The organism is Rhizobium sp. PRIMUS64, assembly GCF_023006465.1.
Classification (GTDB): Bacteria; Pseudomonadota; Alphaproteobacteria; order Rhizobiales; family Rhizobiaceae; genus Rhizobium; species Rhizobium leguminosarum.
Genome location: NZ_JALBGX010000007.1, coordinates 94,340 through 112,710, shown reverse-complemented (window position 1 = coordinate 112,710; position 18,371 = coordinate 94,340). Strand labels below are relative to the sequence as shown.

The following is an 18,371-nucleotide window of genomic DNA, read 5'->3' as shown; positions in this document are numbered from 1 at the left end:
AGGGAGCGGGCGGCGCGCGAGCGCGGCGAGCGGCTCAGAGCAGCCCAGGTCGCTCTTGACGAGATCGAGCGCCATCGCCAGGCGCGCGAAGAAAAGCGCGGCAATCGCAAAAAGCCGAAGGAGCCGCGCGCCTCCAGCACGGATGCACAGGCGCGGGTGATGAAGATGGCCGACGGCGGCTTCCGCCCGGGTTATAATGTGCAGGTTGCGAGCACGGCCGGTGAGCAGTTCGTGGTCGGGCTCGAGGTGACCAATGCCGGCTCCGATCACGGCCTCATGCGGCCGATGCTGGAGCGGTTGCGCGCGCTAAGCGGCCATCTGCCGCGGCGCTATCTCGCCGATGGCGGCTTTGGCAGCGCTGAAGATATCGAGTGGGCGCACGGCGAAGGGGTTGAGGTCTTTTGTCCGCCCACTCAGTCCAAGCACGGAACCGATCCCTTCTTGCCGCGGCGCGGCGACGGTCCGGGTGTGTCGGCCTGGCGAGCCCGCATGGCAAGCGAGACCGGCAAGGCTCAGTACAAACCCCGCTCGATCTGCGAATGCATCCATGCCCGCTGGCGCAACTGGAATCTGCGACAATTGACGGTGCGCGGCATCGAAAAGGTCCAGGCCGTCGTGCTCTGCTACGCACTCACCAACAATATCTTGCAAGGCCATCGGCTCGCCAACGGCTAAGCCAAGGCCATCACCCAGCGCCCATACGCGACCATCCGAACGCAGCGCGCAATCGTCTGACGCTCGACTGCATCGGCCAGCCAAGACCGGCCAAAACCGCACCATCTCAAAAGCTTCACAAGCTCTGAGTTGATACGCCCTTGTATTACGGGAGGACGCAGGCGAAGATTAGAGACTGCAATAATTGCTGCGACTCTCTGCGACGGCCCGCCTCATGCTGCACTCCGATCCTGCCGCGATGCAGATTGGCGGGGCTGGCTTCTGGGTGGTCCGCAACGATATCGCCGTTTGGGGTATCTTCTGATAATGGCCGTCGGGTTCGAAAACCTTCTGGTTGAGCCCGTAAAAGATCACCCAGGTACTCCCCAGGCGCCTCATGAATAACGACACCGAAGCGCTTGAACTCGAATCGCTCGTATCCGGACCCGTCGCCAAGCCCAAGGCGACCGTCCGACACGATGTCGATGAATGATCAACGTGCGAGCTGACCGGAAACCGCACGGTCCGGTCGACATCATCGGGACGCGCCCATGGGCCCCATCGGCACGCGTCGGCGAATAGCGGCGAGATCCGTCTCGTCGGCGCGTTCCAGTTCTCGACCATCGGCGTGCGCACATAGCCGAGCTCTTATGGCCGTCAGGCCCACTCGACGCGACGCCAACTCGCATGCCAAACTTTTCGTGATCAAGATCAGGCCCCTTCCAGGCAGCGTAGCCGTTGCGTCTGGGATCGCCCAGCAACCCGCCCAGCGAGGCCACATTGAAGATCACAGGGCCGCGCGGCAACGCCGCACCGCACCGTTCCGCTTCCAGGAAGATCCACGGCAACGACAATGTCGCCGTTTGTCGCAAAGGCATCGACCAGAGCGCGGCCAATCCCGCCTGCAGCGCGTGTAATGACGGCGGGTGTCTGCTTGCTTCATGGATTAGCTTCTCCTGCTCCGGCGTATGCGATCTAACGCTAAAGGAGCCAGATGACAGCAAGTTAGCACCACGTCCCGGAAAAGAAGAGTTCGGCACCAGCTGAACGCGCCGCTATTCCGCCTCGGCTTTCATGCTCTTTGCCGCTTCCGAGCGTATAGACCGGGTCGTTAGAATGCGATGTTCCGATCGGCTGCCTGAAACCGAACCGCTCAATCTCTGGCGACGCCGCCTGCTGTGTCTGCTCCTCGAGCCAATCATAGACCACTGTGCGGTCGGCAATTCTCCACTCCCCTTCCCTTTTCTGAAAATGGTCGCAATATCGACCACATAGGAGAAACCTGGCAAGTATGATCCGGCCGCAGTCCGGCCCTCGTTGGAGCGCAGTGAAGTAGCTCTCGACAGCTGCTTCAGTCGGGCTGATAAACTCAATCAGAACGTTGGTGATCTGGTGGATGTTACGCGGTTCGGTCTTGAAGACACCAAGCGTGAACTCAATGAATCCCTCGGCGGAGCCCGGATACGCTCCGTGAACGTCCTGCGCATCAGGCCAGAAGGAGCTGCGCAGCCCCGCCTCGTCCGCCCGTCTATCCCGCGGCAATACCGATAGGACAGTCGCGGATCGTTCGCGATCATGCAATTCGACCCATTTTCGTGGTCCATGGCCCGTCGCAAGTCTGGTCTTGAGTTGAAAATGGCGTTCTATGCATCTGCGAACGGACATTCGCGCCGTCGGCGCTTGACTTGGTCTCGCAATGCCACTTCCCAGGGAACGTCTGTGAACTCAAACAGCGTGCGTAGGACAGCAACTCCCGCGCAATCAAGGACCATTGGTGCGTTGGATTTTGTCTGCAAGAACAGCCAGGGCCTCTCTGCGCTTGTGTGGAAGGTAGGTAACGGTCCATTCGGCGACAATGCGATCGACGAGTTCGCCAGAAAGAGACCAATGTCGACTGGATCCCCGTTTGCGGCCGCCGGGGCTGCCGGTGCCTGTCTCGGCGAAGTCTCCTCCAAAGCCTGTGATCCGAACGATCCTGCCTGGCTCCCAATCGGGCTCGTCTGACCGAGCGGGAGCGGCTGATCGACGCGAGGGAGAAATCTGGGGCCAGGCGGCTCGCCTCTCGGCGTCACCCCACGTTCGGCTGGTTATGCCATCCGCGGGCATCAAATCGGGGTGAAAGAAAGTTCTAAGCCTGGTGTGGTCGAGCGGCCCGACCTGCCTCCTCAACTCAAGCACTCGAGGCGAGCCACCATTTTACCGGTGTAGGTCTATTGTCGAATGCCTGACAGCCCTATGTCGGGTCGCAAATGGAGGAACCGGACAAAAAACGCTAACCAATTGAAAACCTAAGCAATTTTCATTGGCATGGCCCTTGCTTCTTGAACCGCCAAGTTAAGCAGCAACGGAGCCTTTAATGCCCCCACCAATGATTTCGCTCAAGAACCTGACCAGCACGACAACTATGAACCAACTGCTGGCCACAGCGAAGTCCACTGCTTGCGCCGCGTCATTGTGCGGTTCGTCCGCAAAGCCGCACCACGTCGAGCCGGCTGTCTGGGAGAAAATCACGGACCTTTCCTGCTATTTAGAACAAGCGCACTACTATTTCGCGCGCATGCACGTCGTAGCCGCACCAGCTTGCAATATCCAGTGCAACTACTGCAATCGTAAATACTGCGCCAACGAAAGCCGGCCGACGCCTGACCAGGCGCTGCGAAAGGTCGTTGCGGTCGCCAATGAAGTCCCTCAGCTTTCCGTGCTCTTTATCGCCGGACCAAGCGATGCCTGTTATGACCGGAAGAAGACAAAGGCGACATTTGCACGCGGAGCCACAGAGGTCCCCGATATCAAGCTGTGTCTTTCAACCAACGGTCCGGCAGTGCCAGACCGTGTCGGCGAGCCTGCTGACATAAATGTTGATCACTTGACGATCACCATCAAAATGGTCGATCCGAGAGCCGGCGCGAAGATATCCGCGCCACTGCAGGGCCGAGCCGCAGCTCAGCAGAAGCCCGGATACAAGCAGACCCCGCGAGCACATAGGCATCCAAGTCTCGATATTCGTCCAACATGCCTGGCACTCTCGGGCGCAGCAGCGCTGAGCCCTTGGTCATCTCCCCGCGCAAAATCCCCGTTTGCTCTCTTTGATGCTTCGGGAGCATCCCGATCACCGCTTCTTGTGTCAGTCTGCTCCCGTCTCCAACGCTGCGGCGACCTCCTTGCGCAGCCATTTATGCTGCGGGTCGTGATGGCACCGCTCGTGCCAGATGAGCATGACCTTGTACGGTGCCGGCTCGAGGGGTGGATCAACAACCCTAAGCGGCAGCATCGCGGAAACTTGGGTCGCAACGCGGCGCGGGACGAGCAATACCAAATCCGTCCCCGAAGCCACCACCGCTGCCGTGAGAACGCTGGAAAAAAGTATGGGACTACGATCCTCTCGCAAGTTGGGCAAGTGGTCGTAGATCGGGCCGAAATGGTCGGGGGAGTCCGTACTGATGGCAGCGTGACGCAAGGTCGCGAAGTTGTCGATCGTCCATTCCTGCGCCAGCGCGGGATGGTCGTGGCGCAACAAACACGCGAAGCGGTCTGTATAGAGACTGCGCCGAAAATAGCCAGGCAGTTGCACGTCAATATGCCCAACGGCCAAATCAATATCACCTTGCTCAAGCCCCCGCACGGCACGATCAAACGGCAAACAGGCGAGTGTGTCGAGATGAGGGGCACGCTCGCGTAACCACGGCAGGAGGCGCGGTAGTACAGCCAAAGCTTGATGATCGGGGATCGCCAGCGTTGCCCCCCTCCCCCATTCTTTTGAGATTACGCTGCGGCTTGTCACCATCTCTCGGATCGTACGCAGTGCCGACGGCAGCCTTTGAGCCAAATGTTCGCCTTGCGGCGTTGGGATCAAACCCGTTGAAGACCGCACCAGGAGATCATCATTGAACAAGCCGCGCAGCCTTCCCAGTGCCCGGCTCATCGCCGGTTGACTCCGCCCGATGTGCTGGCCCGCGTGCGTCACGTTCCGGTATTCGAGCAGAGCCTCGAGCGCCACCAGGAGGTTGAGGTCTATTGATGCTAGGTTTATCTGGTGTCCAGTGAGGCGCTCTCCTCTCCAATCTTGCAACATCTTTCGCCTATAAGCGAGTTGATCCGTCACCTCTTTTTCTACATTGCGTTTCATGAAGTTCATTCCTCAACAATCAATTCCGGGTCCAACGTTTTTCGAGTTCATCTCGGCGGTGGAGCGCGGGTGACAACCTCCATGGCATTGTGCCATCACGCGTCCAATGGGCGGCCAGATCTGTGTGACGATGGCGATCACATGGAACATCGGGGTGTCCCACAGGAATATAGAGCCCGTGTCGACCTCCCCGAGCCCGTTGCAACAGCCTCGCATCCGATACTGGGGTGCTTGGGTGAGAGAGGCGCACGCGCTCGAGCACAGCGTTGCAATAGGCCTCGGTTGCATAATACGCGATGCGGTCGATGTCGCTGAGCTGAACACCTGCAGATGCGAGGCAATATTGAATCGAACGAATTGGTAGCGTGTTGGAGTGCTTGATCCGGTTAAGGCGCTCCTCCTCGACTGCCGCTATCATTCGGCCGTCGCGAACGCGAACCGCAGCCCCATTGTGCATAAAGCTGTTCGGTAGATCGAACGAATTTTCGTAGACTCTGCTTAGACGCCCACTCAGCCCTAGACACAGCATGTTGCTCTCCAGTCCGTTTCGAAAGGTAGGTCGCTCTGGCCCGACCGCCGGCTTTCGTAAGTTCAAAGCTTGTGTTTGACGTGTCAGATAGAGCTCACAGGCGAAGCCGATACTAATAGCGACCGGCTCGGCGACATTGCCGACAATCGATGCTGCGCAACCTTCTTGATGCTATAGTTGCGACGCCGCACGGAAACCCTGACCGAAGCATTTGCAGCAGAACTGCACGTAACCTATCCACATTACTCAGTCCTTCATATTTCGGCCCGACAGCCGCAAGAAAATCACGAGGTTTGGTGTTCCTGCAAAAGACGCAGATCATGTCCTTGCGGCTGCGAGCGCGCCTGCTCTGGCTTCTAGTCATTGTGAGGGATGCACTCACAGATTTAGTCGACCAGGCAACAGTGCTTCTTGTGAGAGCCCATTAGCACTGAAACGGCAGAAGCAACGGCCAAGATTTGGCCGATCACGTCCAACGTGATAACAATCGAGGCCAGGCAACTGACAGAGTGCTCCAACTCGTTTTCCAGCACAGTCTCTACCGAACCTGAGGACCCATTTTTAGAACTCCACACAATCGTTCTGCACAGCGCTCTTCAGCGTTTTTTCTAAGGGCAATTGTTTTGACCAGTAAAATTGTTTGTTTGGATGGAATGCGTGCAAAAAAGGGATGGGTGGATTCATAGCAAGGCGAGCGGCACTTTCAAACAGCGGCCGTGATGATCAACGTTTACGGCAAATCCGCCTCCGACGTCGGTGCCGACGACCGACCTCCGAAATCCTCGTGTATCGTCGTACCCGCAACACTCCTTCTCTACTCTGGTTTTCAGCCGATAAGCCTAGCCGCAGCTTCGCCAGTCGGCACGTCGATAAGCGTGATCGGGCTTGCTGCAAGGAAACGGCGTTGGTTGTTGGTCGGCGCTGCCGCATCCAGCACCGCAAAACGTGGTGCGTTGGATCGCGTCATGATCTGTCGGGCGTAGGCGCGCAGCATCTGGTCGTTGAAGCGGCAGCCGATGAAGAAGAGCCGAAGAGCCTCTGTTGGTGCGCCGCTCCTTCACCGCTTCGCTGACCCACCTGAGCGGCGGAACTCCTTCCGTCGCTGATGAGGCCGTTGATGGCCTGCTCGCCCGGCCTTCCGGTGGGTCGGCCGGCATCGAGAACAGGCGATTATTACGCGGCGGGCGCGGCGCGCGAGGTTTCGATGCGCTTCAGTCCATCGGTGATGGCCGCGAGCCCTTCCCGCAGCGTCTGCCCTATAGTGCCCGGACCGATGTCGATTGGAGGATTGTCAAGCATGGCTACAATGTCGCTGCCGTTGAGATAATCGAGCTTCTTCTGGACTGTGGTTCGGACACGCTCGGTCGCGCTCGACAGTGCCTCACCGTTGCGTTCGGTGATGGCGGAGAGCTGATCTGAAAGCTCTCCTCCGAACTGCAGGAAGATGTCGTCGACATACCTCCACGTTCCGCCGCGGGCTTCCACATCGACCATCTGGTTGATCTTGCTCTTTACCTCATCCCGCAGCGTCAAGGCAGTGTCGAGATGAGCCTGCCATATAGCTATGATACTTTCGACCGAGTTCTCGATGGATTTGGTCCGTTCGGGCTGGTCTGCGATGCCAAGAAGGACCAGAAGTTGATCATCGTTACCGGGCCGCGGGACCACCGCTGCGATCAGACGCTCCACAACCGCGCGCCTACGGGCTGCATCGCCTAGTTCCTTCGGCCATTGCGACGACACTATCTTCGCAATCCTCTCAGAATTCGCGTTCTCTAGCGGATAAGAAAGTTGTCGCTCCTGAGCCTTTGCCTTGATCAGACGGAACAAGGACTCTACTACCTCGTCTTGATCGAGAGCGCCCGTTGGAACTCTGTTCAGATCGATCCCATTCACCACGACCTCTTCGCGGCGGTCGCCGTTTGTCTCGCCCTGCCCCGCCCCATCGGGCATGTCATCCACATATTGAAGATTTCGCAGATTCTCAGGATAGGCCAGCATCAACAGAAGTCGGCCGGCGAAGTTGTGCAGCGTTGCCTCCTGCTCTTCCGGAGGCGTCGCAGCCAGCACACGTTGCAGCCAATCCGCGATCTTCGTGGTCAGATGGGACAACTCTGCGGTCTGTCCCGCGCCAATTTGCGCGCTGAGACTTACTGCGTGATTGGAAATGGTCGCGGCCGCGGCGGCAATGCCCTCCTTCACTTCCGGGAGAAGCTGCTCCAGGAGCTCAGCCCCGCCTTCACGCTTGCTTCTCTCTTCAGTTTCTTCAACACTCCCTGCAGAGTTCCCTTCCGCGCTATCGAGCGCCGTCATCGGCCGATTGAATTCTTCAGAGTCGTCGGGCGGAAGAAATTGGGAGTTCTCCTCGGCGTTCATCTCAAACTGCTGAATGTCTTCTTCAGTTAAGATTCCTGCTTCCTGCATGTCAGGCAACCTCATGCGGAAGTTCACGAAATACTTCTTCATCACCTTTTGGACCTGCGGGAACCCGGCCTTTCCACCATCAGCCAACTTGACGAGGATAACGCCGTTTTCGTTCATCCTGCCCGTGCCTCTCCGCAGAAGCGAAAAGTTCTCCTTACTACTATCCTCATCATCTTCAAAAGGCATGTTTTTCAAAGTTTGTGCCAATCCATTGAGCTTTTTCTTACTCACCAGGACAGCAGGCTTCCGCAGATCGCCAACCGTGCCAACCGCAAAGCAGAACTCCAAATCCGCTCTGTTCTTCGTCTGGTCGATCAACTGCAGAAATTTCTTCGCTCTTGTCCTATTGTGCTTCATTCCGGCCATTATATCTCTCCAGTTTCCTGTTCTAGATCAGTGTACGTCGGTTGATAGGGTGGGACAGGATCTGATCACCCAACTTCCCGAAGATCTGCCTGATGGAGGTGACCGCGCTCTCCAGCGGTCGAGTCGAGCGGGAAAGCGGCGCGCCGAGATCAAGCGACGATCGCCGCCAGTCGCAGCCGTGACCGCCTCCGATCCGGCCGGCAACCGACATGCCGACCTCTCCCGCCGCAGACCTGCGTGGGCGTCTCGTGACCCCATAGGGCTTTCCCAGCGCCAGTCGGATGCTATCCCGGCGTTCATAAGAAATCTGGACATCGGAATTCTGACAGCAGATTGCGTGACAACGGGCTCATCACGCTGTCAGGCTGGAGGTTAAAAACCGCCCAATGGCGACCGGACACCAGTCGTACCTGAATAAGGTCCCCTCCTCCCAATGGCTGCTTATCCGCCTCATTTAAGAGGCGAAACAGCGCCCAATGGCCGCTCTTGGAGAGGGTGGCGCCTTGAAAACCGATGAAAGCGACGGAAGCGCCGCCGACGCCGCCGGCCGTAGGCCAATGGAAATGCATGGCCGCGGCGGCCGTTCCTCGTCGATGTTCGAGGCGCTGGCCGTCGATGTCTACCACCACCTGGTCTGTCAACGGATCGGTCTCGGCGACGGTGAGCAGGAATCCAACTGACACCTGGCCGGCATCATCGAACATGGTGTCGCGGATCGTGGCTGCCCGTTGGAACTGGGCCAAGGTATTGCGGCCGATAGGGAAATCGACACCGCTCGTTGGCCGAAACTGCCACGAACCTTTGGATTTGTCGACGAATGGGGAAAGGTTCTCGGCGAAGAAAGTGTCGATCTCCGCCTTGCGGCCGAACAGTCGGGCGAAATCGCTCAAAGGGATATCCCGGCGGGATCCGCTCGCGAAGGGATACCGTCCTTCGGTAGCCCGTCGGCACAAATCGCCGGGGCCGCCCGCCCAACCGCTCGCCAACCCGCGCCTCATGCCGCTGACGGTTAGGTCCGAGCTGTGGCGGCTGAGGCCGAGGATCCATTGCCGGATGGGTTCGGGCAGATCGGCCGCCCCCGCCTCGATCTGTTGGATGGCGACGCCCGCCTGCCCGTTGTGTTCCAAGATGTTCGAACCCGCCAGCCCCTGCGCCTGGCTGAGGGAGCGATACAGTTCGCCGAGATCCCGGAGAGCACTGTCGATCGGCGCCTGCGCGCCCGCTTGGCTGTTCGACGGCACTTCGACCAGCTGGTGCAGCCACCGGAAATGATCGCCCATATAGAGCTGGACGTGAGCTTCAGGCGTGTCCGCGGCCGGTTGAGACCGGAAGAGTGCCTCGAGCTCGCTTGGCAACACCTCGCCCTGGGGGACACTGTCACCTTTAGTCAAGCCGTCCTCGGGAGCCGGTGGTTGCTTGAGCTTTAGCTCCTGCGCCGCCGCGAAAAGGAACAGGCGCATTGGTGACGTCGGCGCGGACAGCGTGTTCAAGGTGCGCAGCGCGTCATCGATACCCCCAGACGGGCGGATGGACATATCGCCAATGAGCTGGTCCCAGTGCAACGCGAACTCCTGAGCGTAGAGATCCGCCGCCGAACGCCGCAGCTTCTGGCTCACATCACCGGCTGCAATCGGCGCGACTACCTGTGAGTCGAGAACCCAGCCTTCTGCAGCGACAGCGTCAGCCACTTGCGGCAGCAATCGCAGGAAGGTTCCGTAAAACCCCGCCCTCGTGTAGATGCCAGGAACCCCCTCGCTGAGCGGCTGTCCCGATTTGCGAGCCAAGACGCCCTGCGCCAGCGGCCCGGCATGGTCGGCCAGACGCCAGGTTGGCGCCCGCGAGGCTTCGGGACTGGTCGCGATGATGTCGAGGACGCGGCGCGCCATCGAGACGGTCTGGAGCTTCGCGCGGCTCCTCTCGATCAGTTCGCCATTAAGCTCACTATGGGGCAGCGGCCCTTCCATGAGTGCATCCAGGTGATCAGCGAGCGCGCTGCGCAGGCCGGCATCGGCTTCGGCCGGAAACATCACTCGCCAGTCGGCAGCCATCCAGTTTTTGACGACCGCGCGCTGGAGCGGACCCTGCTGACCCAGCATCAGGTAAACCTTTAACGCCTGGTAGACGAACTGATCATCGTCGTGCCGCTCGACCAATAAGGTTTCCAACCGGAACATCAGCCGCGGCAGCAGGATGGTGTTCACGGCGCGGCGGTACGCCGCGAGCGTCTGAACCTTGATTTTCTTACTCTGGTCGAGACCCGAACTTGATAGGCGGCCGCCCGCGCTGTCGCCGTTGGCATCACGCAGCCGCTGAAGCAGTGGCAGGATGGGTCGAAGATCGCCACTCTCAACCCGGTCGAGCTTCAGCTTTTCGGCCCCTCTAGCATAGCTGCCAGCCATTAGGCGAACGCTCTCGATCAGCTGAACATTCCGAATATAGCTGAACGTCCATAAGACGCTGGCGGTAACAATGACCGCCGCTATCATCGTGTAGGCGCCATACCGGATCCGCCGCTGGCGCCGATCGAAGCGGTGATTGGCATCGACGAGCCCAGCTTCGGCGAAAACGACTTCGCGCAGCAGCCGGCTGATGAAATAATTACGGCCCGGGCCACGAAGCGCTGTACAGGGCGGCTGAGCGATCTCGAAGGTCTGAGATCTGGCGTTCGCAACTCGATCGAAGGGCATGCCAATTTGCGTGCCGCTTAAGAAGTAGACGCCGCGGAGCATAAGCGGTTCCTGGAACGAATTCCCGCCAAAGGCTTCCTTCAAGAACTGTTGCGTCAGGTGCTTGAGGCTAGCGACCTGCTGTGGGAAGCCGAACATGAGCGCGCGACGCTGGAGGTTGCTTTCGTGCTGCATTCGTTCAAGCAGCCTTTCGTTTAGGCGGCCAACAAGCGCATCGTATGCTGCGGCAAACGCCATCGGATCGCCTTCGTCCTCCGACGCCTCTTGCGCATAGGTGAACCCCCACACCGCCTCCCGCCCCTCGCGACCCAGATCGTCGAAGAATTCAACAAATCCCGCCAGCAGATCGCTCTTAGTGAAAAGCACATAAATCGGCAGTTGCAGGCGAAGCTCCCTGTACACTTCGAGGAGCCGCTCACGGATACAGCGCGCGCGATCGGCGAGCACTTCCTCGGATGTAGAATTCAGCTCGCTGATTGCGATCGTGACTAAGACACCGTTCAGCGGCTGCCGTGGCCGGGAGCGTCTGAGCATATGAAGCAAGCCACGCCAAACCGCTTTGTCCCGGTCTGCATCACCCTCCTGTATCGTGTAGCGCCCAGCAGTGTCGACGAACACCGCGTCATCGGTGATCCACCAGTCGCAGTTTTCCGTACCCGCTAACCCACCGGCGGCTCTCAGACCGGACCTCGCCGCCATCGGAAAGCTGAGCCCGGAATTGACTATTGCTGTGGTCTTCCCCGAGTTGGGCGGACCGATCATCACATACCAGGGCCGCTGATAGAGCCACCGCCTGCTGATACCTCCTGCGTAGCGGCGCCCCTTGAGTGTGGTAAGGGTCTCGCGAAAACGATGACGAATCGCCTCCAGCTCTCTTTCAGCAAGCGTGCTGGCTTGCCCCACACTTCGGTCGGAAGGCCTTGGGTCTCCCTTCTTCTGCTCGGCCCCACCCGCGTCCAGCGCTCCCGACACTCGTGATTGGACGAGGTCTTCAAAATAGGCCTGAACCTTGTAAAGCTGGGACTGGATCAAGTAGATCACGGTGTATCCGACCGGAATCAGCATCGATGCCGCGATCTGGCTGCGAAGGCTGTCAAGCGGCGCAAATCCTCCGACCGAGATATGCGGTCCGAGCGTGAAGATTAAGGCACATACGATCGCCGCCCCGCCGACACGGAGCCATTGCCACCTAAGCGCTTTCTTGATTGACTGCATGGCTTGTCTTCATTGTGTCTTTGTGATGATGATTTGAATCCGACGGTTCCGCGCGCGGCCCTCGGGCGTGTGGTTCGAAGCGACCGGTTCTCCGCTCCCTCTGCCCTCTTCTCGCACGCGGCCTGGGTCATCCATCATGGATTTGATAATCTCGGCAGCTGCGCTCGCACGCGCGAGCGAAAGGGAATCGTTTGAAGGGAAGGCGAGTGATTGCACCGGAATGGCGTCGGTGTGCCCGGTCAGGAGGACCGATCCCGACTCACCGTTCAGAGAACGACCAATTCGTAAAAGAAGCGGCAGGAACATTTTCTTCACTTCCGGACTAGCAGAATCGAACATCCCGGAGGCGCGAATGATAACGACGATCTGCTGTGGGTCCTCGGACACAGTGACAAGCCCTTCGCGGATTTCGGGCTCGAGGAAGTTACGCAGTCGGTCGCTGCTCATAACAACCTTTGGTGGCAATGCGATTCTCGCCGATCTGACAACGCCGTTCGGCGGCAATGTCGCGATATCGTTGAAGACAGCGTCGGCGCGGGCATTTAATGCATGCAGGAGTCCGGTATAGATCGAGAGGAGTAATCCTGCCCCAAACGCTACGACGGCCCAGATTGGAACGATTGTGCGGCGTGGCTTCGGATTATTTGAGTTCCTCCGCCAGTGCGGGGATAGTTCGCGCTCGAAGTCACCACGGGCTGCTCGGATCAGGCGGTAGACGTCTTCGCACAGCACACTGAGCTCTGCGGCTCCTCCCGCAGTGACGCGGTAGCGGCCTTCGAAGCCCAACCTCATGCAGTAGTAGAGCAGCTCCAGCAGTTCTATATTGATGGCCGGTTCATTTTTCAATTGCGTCAGCAGATCGAAGAAGCGCTCGCCGCCCCAGGTATCGCTGAACAGCGATCCCACCAAGCTGCGCGTCGTCCAGACGCTGTTGCTGCCCCAGGCTGTGTTCAGAACGATGTCATCGATGGTCGCGCAGAGGGCGTATTTGCAGACCTTGATCGCTCGCGAGGGCAATCCGAGCGGCGTGATCCGACGCTCAAAAGCATCGATCTCCCGCAGCACCCTAAGGCGCAGTGCTTCAACGTCGATATGGCTAGCACTGCTCTTGAGCTGAGCGCTGAGACCCAGCAGCGCCGCCGCGGCCGCGACCAGTGGATTAAGTCGGTCGAGCGCAAGCATCTCCCAGGTAAGTTCGTCCGCCACTGGCGATGACGGCGAAGGGACAGCCAACTGCTCCTCGGCGTGAAGGAGGACGAGTGGCTGGGATTTTGGCATCGTTTCCTCAATCACCATCATCAACCCGCCCACTTCCCTTCGGAGCGGACGCTCTCATCGTGGGATCGGCGGGCGGGTCGACTACGCTCTCGCACTGGGCGCGCGAAGTCGGCGCCGAAGCTCCGGAGCAAATCGGTTTCGATGCTCGATACGACGTCATTGAAGACGCGCACGTACGCGCTCCGGTTTCGCGCCTTATGGTTGCGGTGCAAAAGGGAACGGGGCCGCCCCATCGCCTTCTCGATCCCTGCTAGGGACAAGCGTGCACGAACGCTGGACAGAGCCTTCTGCACAGCCGCGAATGACACGTCATGCGTCCCACGGTCGGTGAAGGCTTGCTCAACGGCCAGGTCTCCGCGGAGGAACCCGCTGGAGTCATTGCACAGAACTGCGAGCAACGCCTCACCGACATCGGGAACGAGACTCAGGGTTTTTTCGTCGGAACTCTTATTTCTGAATAATTGTTCGCCAGCTCTCGCTCGGAGAGTATGCTGTGCAGCGCGGCGGAATACAGAAGCATTTTCCCTGCACGATCCAGCACGCTTACGATGCCGGCATTCCGGACATCTGCCAATGATAAGCCGCAGGCGGCAAGGAAAGCCGTGACCGCCGCTCGATGATTCTTGGCGAGATGATTGCTCCACCTTGGGTTGCGTCAAGATGGGGGCCCGATCTGGCACACTGTCTGCGTAGATATCCCACGGACTTCTCATCATGCCCGCCAGCGCGTCTAAACGAGTGCCTAAGAACGGCAATGGTAGGAACTCGCCGTCCCTCAGGTCCAGCAGCGCTTCTTCACCCCGGGTGCAATTGCCCGCCAGGAGCGACGAGGCCGTTTCGAGGGGGCCAAGAAGACTCAACTCCTCACTTGTCGCTGCAAGTTGTCCCTCCGGTTCGGCGGCACTCTCCGCAATGGATATCGAAGGCGACACCGCGACGACATCGGTCCTATAGGCGCCGATCTGAATAAAATCGCTGGTTTTCCGGGCGACCGGCGCCTCTGACGGAAGCGGCACCGCCTCGTCATTTTGACATGTGTCGTCGCGGCCTCGGTCGATCAGTACGTATCGCCGTGCCATGCACTCGATTGAGCAGTGGGATTTCGAGACCATCTGTTGATCATCCGGCAGAACCAGGCTGTTGCCTGCTCGGCTGGTAGTCAGTCCACCAGCCGCGTCGCCCGGCACGAGATATTCCGGAAAACTACATCTTTTGCTGTGTACACGTAGCGTGAGGGGCATTGGTGGGCTAACTCAAATGTGGGTTCTGTCCGGCTCGGATGGCCCAGAGAGCCATTTCGAGATTTGGGAAGTCGCCAGCAACGTGCAGCGCCAAGCCGGCGGATTGGGGCATCTCCTTCCAGAAGCGGCTATTTTGATCGATCTCGAAATAGCTGAATCCAACATGGAACGGGATCTGACGCGGCGCGACCGGTAGGGGATTGATGATAATGCCGGGCAGTGCGACATTGACGAGTTCCGTGATTTTCTCCGCCGGGCCGATCTTAATCTGAGACGGGAACTCGCGCCGGAGGCGCTCGACCTCAATATCAGCCCGAGCAGCCAGCACGAAGCTCGAGGTCGTAAAGAGAGAGCGGTCGGCCACCTCAGCCACATGGACACCGTATTTTTGCCGCTGCAGCGGTACGGGGACCGCAGTCTGCTCAATCACTGCACCCAGCGAAGCCCGGATCGACTGCATCACTGGCAAAAACGCCTCCGCGAGAGAGTCGTGCTTGTAAACACCAAGGGTCGGGGCACGTTTATCGACGCGGGCGAACGTGGCTAGTTCACCCGCCAACTGGAGCATGACAACATACAGCGATTCCGGATTTACAACGGCGGCCTTGGACAGGTGGCAGAAGTACGGCTCGTACCGATTGATCGCCTGCAGCAGAAGGAAGTCCGCGAGCTCTGCAACCCGGTTCGTTCCCGACTGAGAGACCCGAGTGGCCAGAGCTTCACCACGATGGTGAAGCAGGCCGGTGATCTCAGTGATGTAGTTCGAGAGGACCCGGGAGCTGGCGCAGTCGGGGGTTGGCGGCACGTGCGTTTCGTCCAGAATGATCTGTCGGTCGGCCCGGACCTCTATGATACGGGCGATTGGGATGCAAGTGTAGCCAGACCGGTCTGCCGCGTCCGGCAGCAATCGAAAATCCAGCCTCGCTACGTCGATGGAGGCGCTGCCTCGCTCGCCAGCGTTGGTGTCGACAACATCCTCAGTGGAGACTGCGAAGCGGATAGGTACGTCAATTCCCGCTTGCGCGTCGGTTTCAAGAGCGCCGGGTTGATAAAACGGTACCGCCAAGTGAATAAGCGAATCTCGAAAATCCGGCGGAACGTCGTAGGGAGTTGGCTGGTTGGCTTCGTCAGGAATACTGAAGGGCATCCCGTCCTCCAAGACGCCGCGAGCCGCTTCGATGGCGATCTTTCCGAGACCAAGCAGCTCTCGATTGAGCCGCAGCTCGCTGATACCCCACCCGTACCCATGCAAAACCGCCGTCCTGCTGCGCACCAGCTGTTCGACGTGACGATCGGCCTGCTGAAAATGCTGCGGGCGGAGGAACAAGCCCTCCGACCAGACGACCCTATTATTCCACGACATTCAAGACTCGCCTCGCGTCCACCTGACAGAACGGCTTTCTCCGTAAAAGTAGCAGAGCTTCACTGCCCCCTTGCATGCACATCTGATATCCAACAATGCGCTGGTAGAAGGGCATCGCGTGTCGGGACAGCTCAGATATGCAAGCGCCGAAGCTCATCAGGATTGGTCATGAGCCCCCTTGCAGCGCGACAAGCAAGGGGTCTCATCTAGACTGTCGCTCAGTAGCCCGTTGCCCTCAGAGCCTTATTGGTCGTTCATGTTCACACTGACCTACAACGCGCCAATTCGCCTGTCCTGTCACTCGTACGGGATGAATCTCGCAAATGACCGCCCGGAAGCCTTGAGAGCCGGCGCCGCAAGTACGGGGCCAAAAGAGCAGCGCAACAGGCAAGGTGACACGTGATGCGCATTGCCTCGTCGAAAATGTTCCTGAATACGCTGAGGCAGTGCCGCCGCCAACATCGTCTTCACGCGCCGCCGCCCCTAGGTGTTTAGTCCCGGCATTTGATGGATGGGGTCGATGATGAATCGATCCGGCTCCAAAGTCCATTGTCTGCAGATGAACTCGTAAGGCGTAAGGCCCTTTAGCGTCTTGAGCCGGCGCCCGAAATTGTAGGCGTCGATAAAGTCAGCCAGATGTTTTTTCAACTGCGCATGATCGTCGTAGTGGAAGCGCTTGACGGTCGCCTCCTTGATCGTTCGGTTCATCCGTTCGACCTGTCCGTTGGTCCAGGGATGCTTCACCTTGGTCAGGCGATGCTCGATGCTGTGATCGTCGCAGACCCAATCGAAGATGTGCTGGAAGGCATTTCGATCACAAGCTCGGTTGGTGAACTGAATGACATTGTCGGTCAAAACGGTGTGAATGGTGTAGGGCACTGCCGTGATCAGATTGCGCAAGAACTGAGCGGCATTCATCTTGCCGGCTTTGGTGTAGAGTTCCGCGAACGCGAACTTGGATGTTCGGTCAATTGCGACAAAGAGATAGAGCTTGCCCTCGGCCGTCTGCACCTCGTCAATATCGATGTGGAAGTAAGCGACCGGATAGCTTTTGAACTTCTTCTTCGGCTCCTTGTCGCCTCTGACCTCCGGCAGACGTGAAATGCCGTGGCGCTGCAAACACCTGTGCAACGACGAACGCGTCAGATATGAAATGGTCGGCTGAAGAGCGTAGAGGCAATCATCGAGCGGCAGCAACGTGTGCCGGCGGAAGGCGACGATAACGGCTCTTCTTCGAGGGAAAGGGTCGTCGAGTGCGGGTCCTTTGGGCCTGTAGGAAGGTCGACCAACGATGTCCGCTTCTTCCATTTCGCCACGGTTTTCTGGTTGATCCCGTATCGCTTCGAAAGCGTTCTCAGGCTCTCTTCACTATTTTGTATTGCTCGACGGATTGCCTCTGTCGTCGTGGCGCTCCCGTGTAGAACCTGGCCCATAGTGCTTCCCTCCATGCCAAGGAAAATATTGCACCATCAAATGCCGGGACCAAACACCTAAAGCGCCTTGACGACCAGCTTAGCGATTAGACAACCACCTCCTGGACACGATCCACGAACCGGTTGCAGTCCCGGTTCGCGCCAGGTGCGGGATAGCAGCCCTGGCGGCATGGATCATTCATGCGGCGAAGATAGGCATTTCCACATTTGGTGATGCCCAATAGCTAGCGAATGGGATATGCGCTGCGCCTCATGTTGGCGCGCGAGCACATGCTAGATGGCACGGTGGAGATCGACCGTTTTCATCTCGGTGAGCGACCGAGAATGGATCCGGACGGTCTACCGCCTGGACGGGGCCGAAAAGGCCTTTCGATACATGCAGGGCGCGCGACGGCGAAAGGGATCGAACCGCAACCTGCCTGATGGGCGGTGAGGCGTTCATGGCGATTGGCAAGAGCTTTGCTACGCATGAGAACGTAAAGCATTCGAGCCGCGAATTCGTCCAAGTCGCCGTCCACTCGGTGGGAGGTTTCAAGGCCCGGGTCCGCCGCACCATTGCCGGCGTCTTTCATCATATCAGCCCGCAGCATGCCTTGTCTTTCCACGAGATCGGCTTCCGCTGGTCACAGCGCATTGTTACGGGCCAGGCAGTGCGGATACTAGTCACGGCTGCCGCCGGCGCTGCGATTGCTGCAAGTCTTTCGCGCTATTACCGGCCGGCAATGCGCAGAAGTCCGGATGCCGGGATCATCGTTAAATCTCCCAGCCTTTTGTGATAAGGCCGCGTTGTTTAGCGGAAGCCAGCAAGGAGTTCGAAGACGAAGGCCGACCTCACTGGCGCCGCAATTGGCGACAGTTGCCACTACCCAGGTATCGGTGGGCCAATCCCACCATAGAAGAGATCATGTCGATGTTTCGTCGTAACCGGCTTGCGCGGCACCGGCGGCCGTCAGCGTTGATAGCAATCCGTGCCGATCGCCACATCAAGCGCGGACCTCCGGTCTGGAGAACGGGTCGTCGCTGCATCTCTCGAAGGATCGCCGCTGTTGTTATGG

Annotated in this window: 8 protein-coding genes and 6 pseudogenes; 3 read left to right on the top strand and 11 right to left on the bottom strand. The window is 58.8% G+C overall.

Annotated features, from left to right (window positions below; all coding sequences use genetic code 11):
* A partial coding sequence (locus MOV76_RS05240; protein WP_247263949.1) for a transposase occupies positions 1-675 on the top strand: 675 nt, incomplete at its 5' end.
* Between the two features lie 984 nt (positions 676-1,659).
* Here MOV76_RS05240 and MOV76_RS05230 read toward each other — a convergent pair.
* Positions 1,660-2,235, bottom strand: a pseudogene (locus MOV76_RS05230) (nuclear transport factor 2 family protein).
* Between the two features lie 775 nt (positions 2,236-3,010).
* Here MOV76_RS05230 and MOV76_RS05225 point away from each other — a divergent pair.
* Positions 3,011-3,568 (top strand): annotated as a pseudogene (locus tag MOV76_RS05225) (radical SAM protein); the annotation flags it as partial.
* Positions 3,569-3,778: 210 nt separating this feature from the next.
* Here MOV76_RS05225 and MOV76_RS05220 read toward each other — a convergent pair.
* The 10 genes and pseudogenes from MOV76_RS05220 to MOV76_RS05175 all read right to left on the bottom strand — a co-directional run bounded on the left by MOV76_RS05220 (position 3,779) and on the right by MOV76_RS05175 (position 17,316).
* Positions 3,779-4,789: a LysR substrate-binding domain-containing protein gene (locus tag MOV76_RS05220; protein WP_040111826.1), complete on the bottom strand. Its 1,011-nt coding sequence runs from the start codon at positions 4,787-4,789 to the stop codon at positions 3,779-3,781.
* Positions 4,790-4,982: 193 nt separating this feature from the next.
* Positions 4,983-5,309, bottom strand: a pseudogene (locus tag MOV76_RS05215) (carbamoyltransferase N-terminal domain-containing protein); the annotation flags it as partial.
* A gap of 826 nt (positions 5,310-6,135) precedes the next feature.
* Positions 6,136-6,370 (bottom strand): annotated as a pseudogene (locus tag MOV76_RS40025) (SIR2 family protein); the annotation flags it as partial.
* Positions 6,371-6,482: 112 nt separating this feature from the next.
* A complete protein-coding gene (locus MOV76_RS05205) occupies positions 6,483-8,099 on the bottom strand; it encodes a hypothetical protein (protein ID WP_064842681.1) in 1,617 nt (538 codons plus the stop codon).
* Positions 8,100-8,121: 22 nt separating this feature from the next.
* The gene (locus tag MOV76_RS05200) at positions 8,122-8,310 is read right to left on the bottom strand and encodes a hypothetical protein (protein ID WP_004678816.1); all 189 of its coding nucleotides are present in this window, start codon (positions 8,308-8,310) and stop codon (positions 8,122-8,124) included.
* An 85-nt stretch (positions 8,311-8,395) separates the two neighbouring features.
* Positions 8,396-12,001, bottom strand: coding sequence for a type VI secretion system membrane subunit TssM (gene tssM / locus MOV76_RS05195; RefSeq protein ID WP_077991410.1), 3,606 nt, complete (start codon positions 11,999-12,001; stop codon positions 8,396-8,398).
* 9 nt (positions 12,002-12,010) lie between these two features.
* Positions 12,011-13,300: a type IVB secretion system protein IcmH/DotU gene (icmH, locus tag MOV76_RS05190; RefSeq protein ID WP_012489524.1), complete on the bottom strand. Its 1,290-nt coding sequence runs from the start codon at positions 13,298-13,300 to the stop codon at positions 12,011-12,013.
* Positions 13,300-14,466, bottom strand: a complete 1,167-nt coding sequence (locus tag MOV76_RS05185; RefSeq protein WP_077991407.1) for a type VI secretion system-associated FHA domain protein — start codon at positions 14,464-14,466, stop codon at positions 13,300-13,302. The genes icmH and MOV76_RS05185 overlap by 1 nt, the downstream gene beginning before the upstream one ends.
* A 61-nt stretch (positions 14,467-14,527) precedes the next feature.
* Positions 14,528-15,883, bottom strand: coding sequence for a type VI secretion system baseplate subunit TssK (gene tssK, locus MOV76_RS05180; protein ID WP_064842673.1), 1,356 nt, complete (start codon positions 15,881-15,883; stop codon positions 14,528-14,530).
* A 483-nt stretch (positions 15,884-16,366) separates the two neighbouring features.
* Positions 16,367-17,316, bottom strand: a pseudogene (locus MOV76_RS05175) (IS481 family transposase).
* Positions 17,317-17,544: 228 nt separating this feature from the next.
* On the opposite strand from MOV76_RS05175, the pseudogene MOV76_RS05170 reads away from it, so the two are divergent.
* Positions 17,545-18,092 (top strand): annotated as a pseudogene (locus tag MOV76_RS05170) (transposase); the annotation flags it as partial.
* Positions 18,093-18,371 lie beyond the last annotated feature (279 nt).

Excerpts from the sequence above, each read along its gene's own strand:
- MOV76_RS05205 (WP_064842681.1), bottom strand. The coding sequence starts at position 8,099 with ATGGCCGGAATGAAGCACAATAGGACAAGAGCGAAGAAATTTCTGCAG.
- MOV76_RS05220 (WP_040111826.1), bottom strand. The coding sequence starts at position 4,789 with ATGAACTTCATGAAACGCAATGTAGAAAAAGAGGTGACGGATCAACTC.
- MOV76_RS05200 (WP_004678816.1), bottom strand. The coding sequence starts at position 8,310 with ATGTCGGTTGCCGGCCGGATCGGAGGCGGTCACGGCTGCGACTGGCGG.
- tssM (WP_077991410.1), bottom strand. The coding sequence starts at position 12,001 with ATGCAGTCAATCAAGAAAGCGCTTAGGTGGCAATGGCTCCGTGTCGGC.
- tssK (WP_064842673.1), bottom strand. The coding sequence starts at position 15,883 with ATGTCGTGGAATAATAGGGTCGTCTGGTCGGAGGGCTTGTTCCTCCGC.
- icmH (WP_012489524.1), bottom strand. The coding sequence starts at position 13,300 with ATGATGGTGATTGAGGAAACGATGCCAAAATCCCAGCCACTCGTCCTC.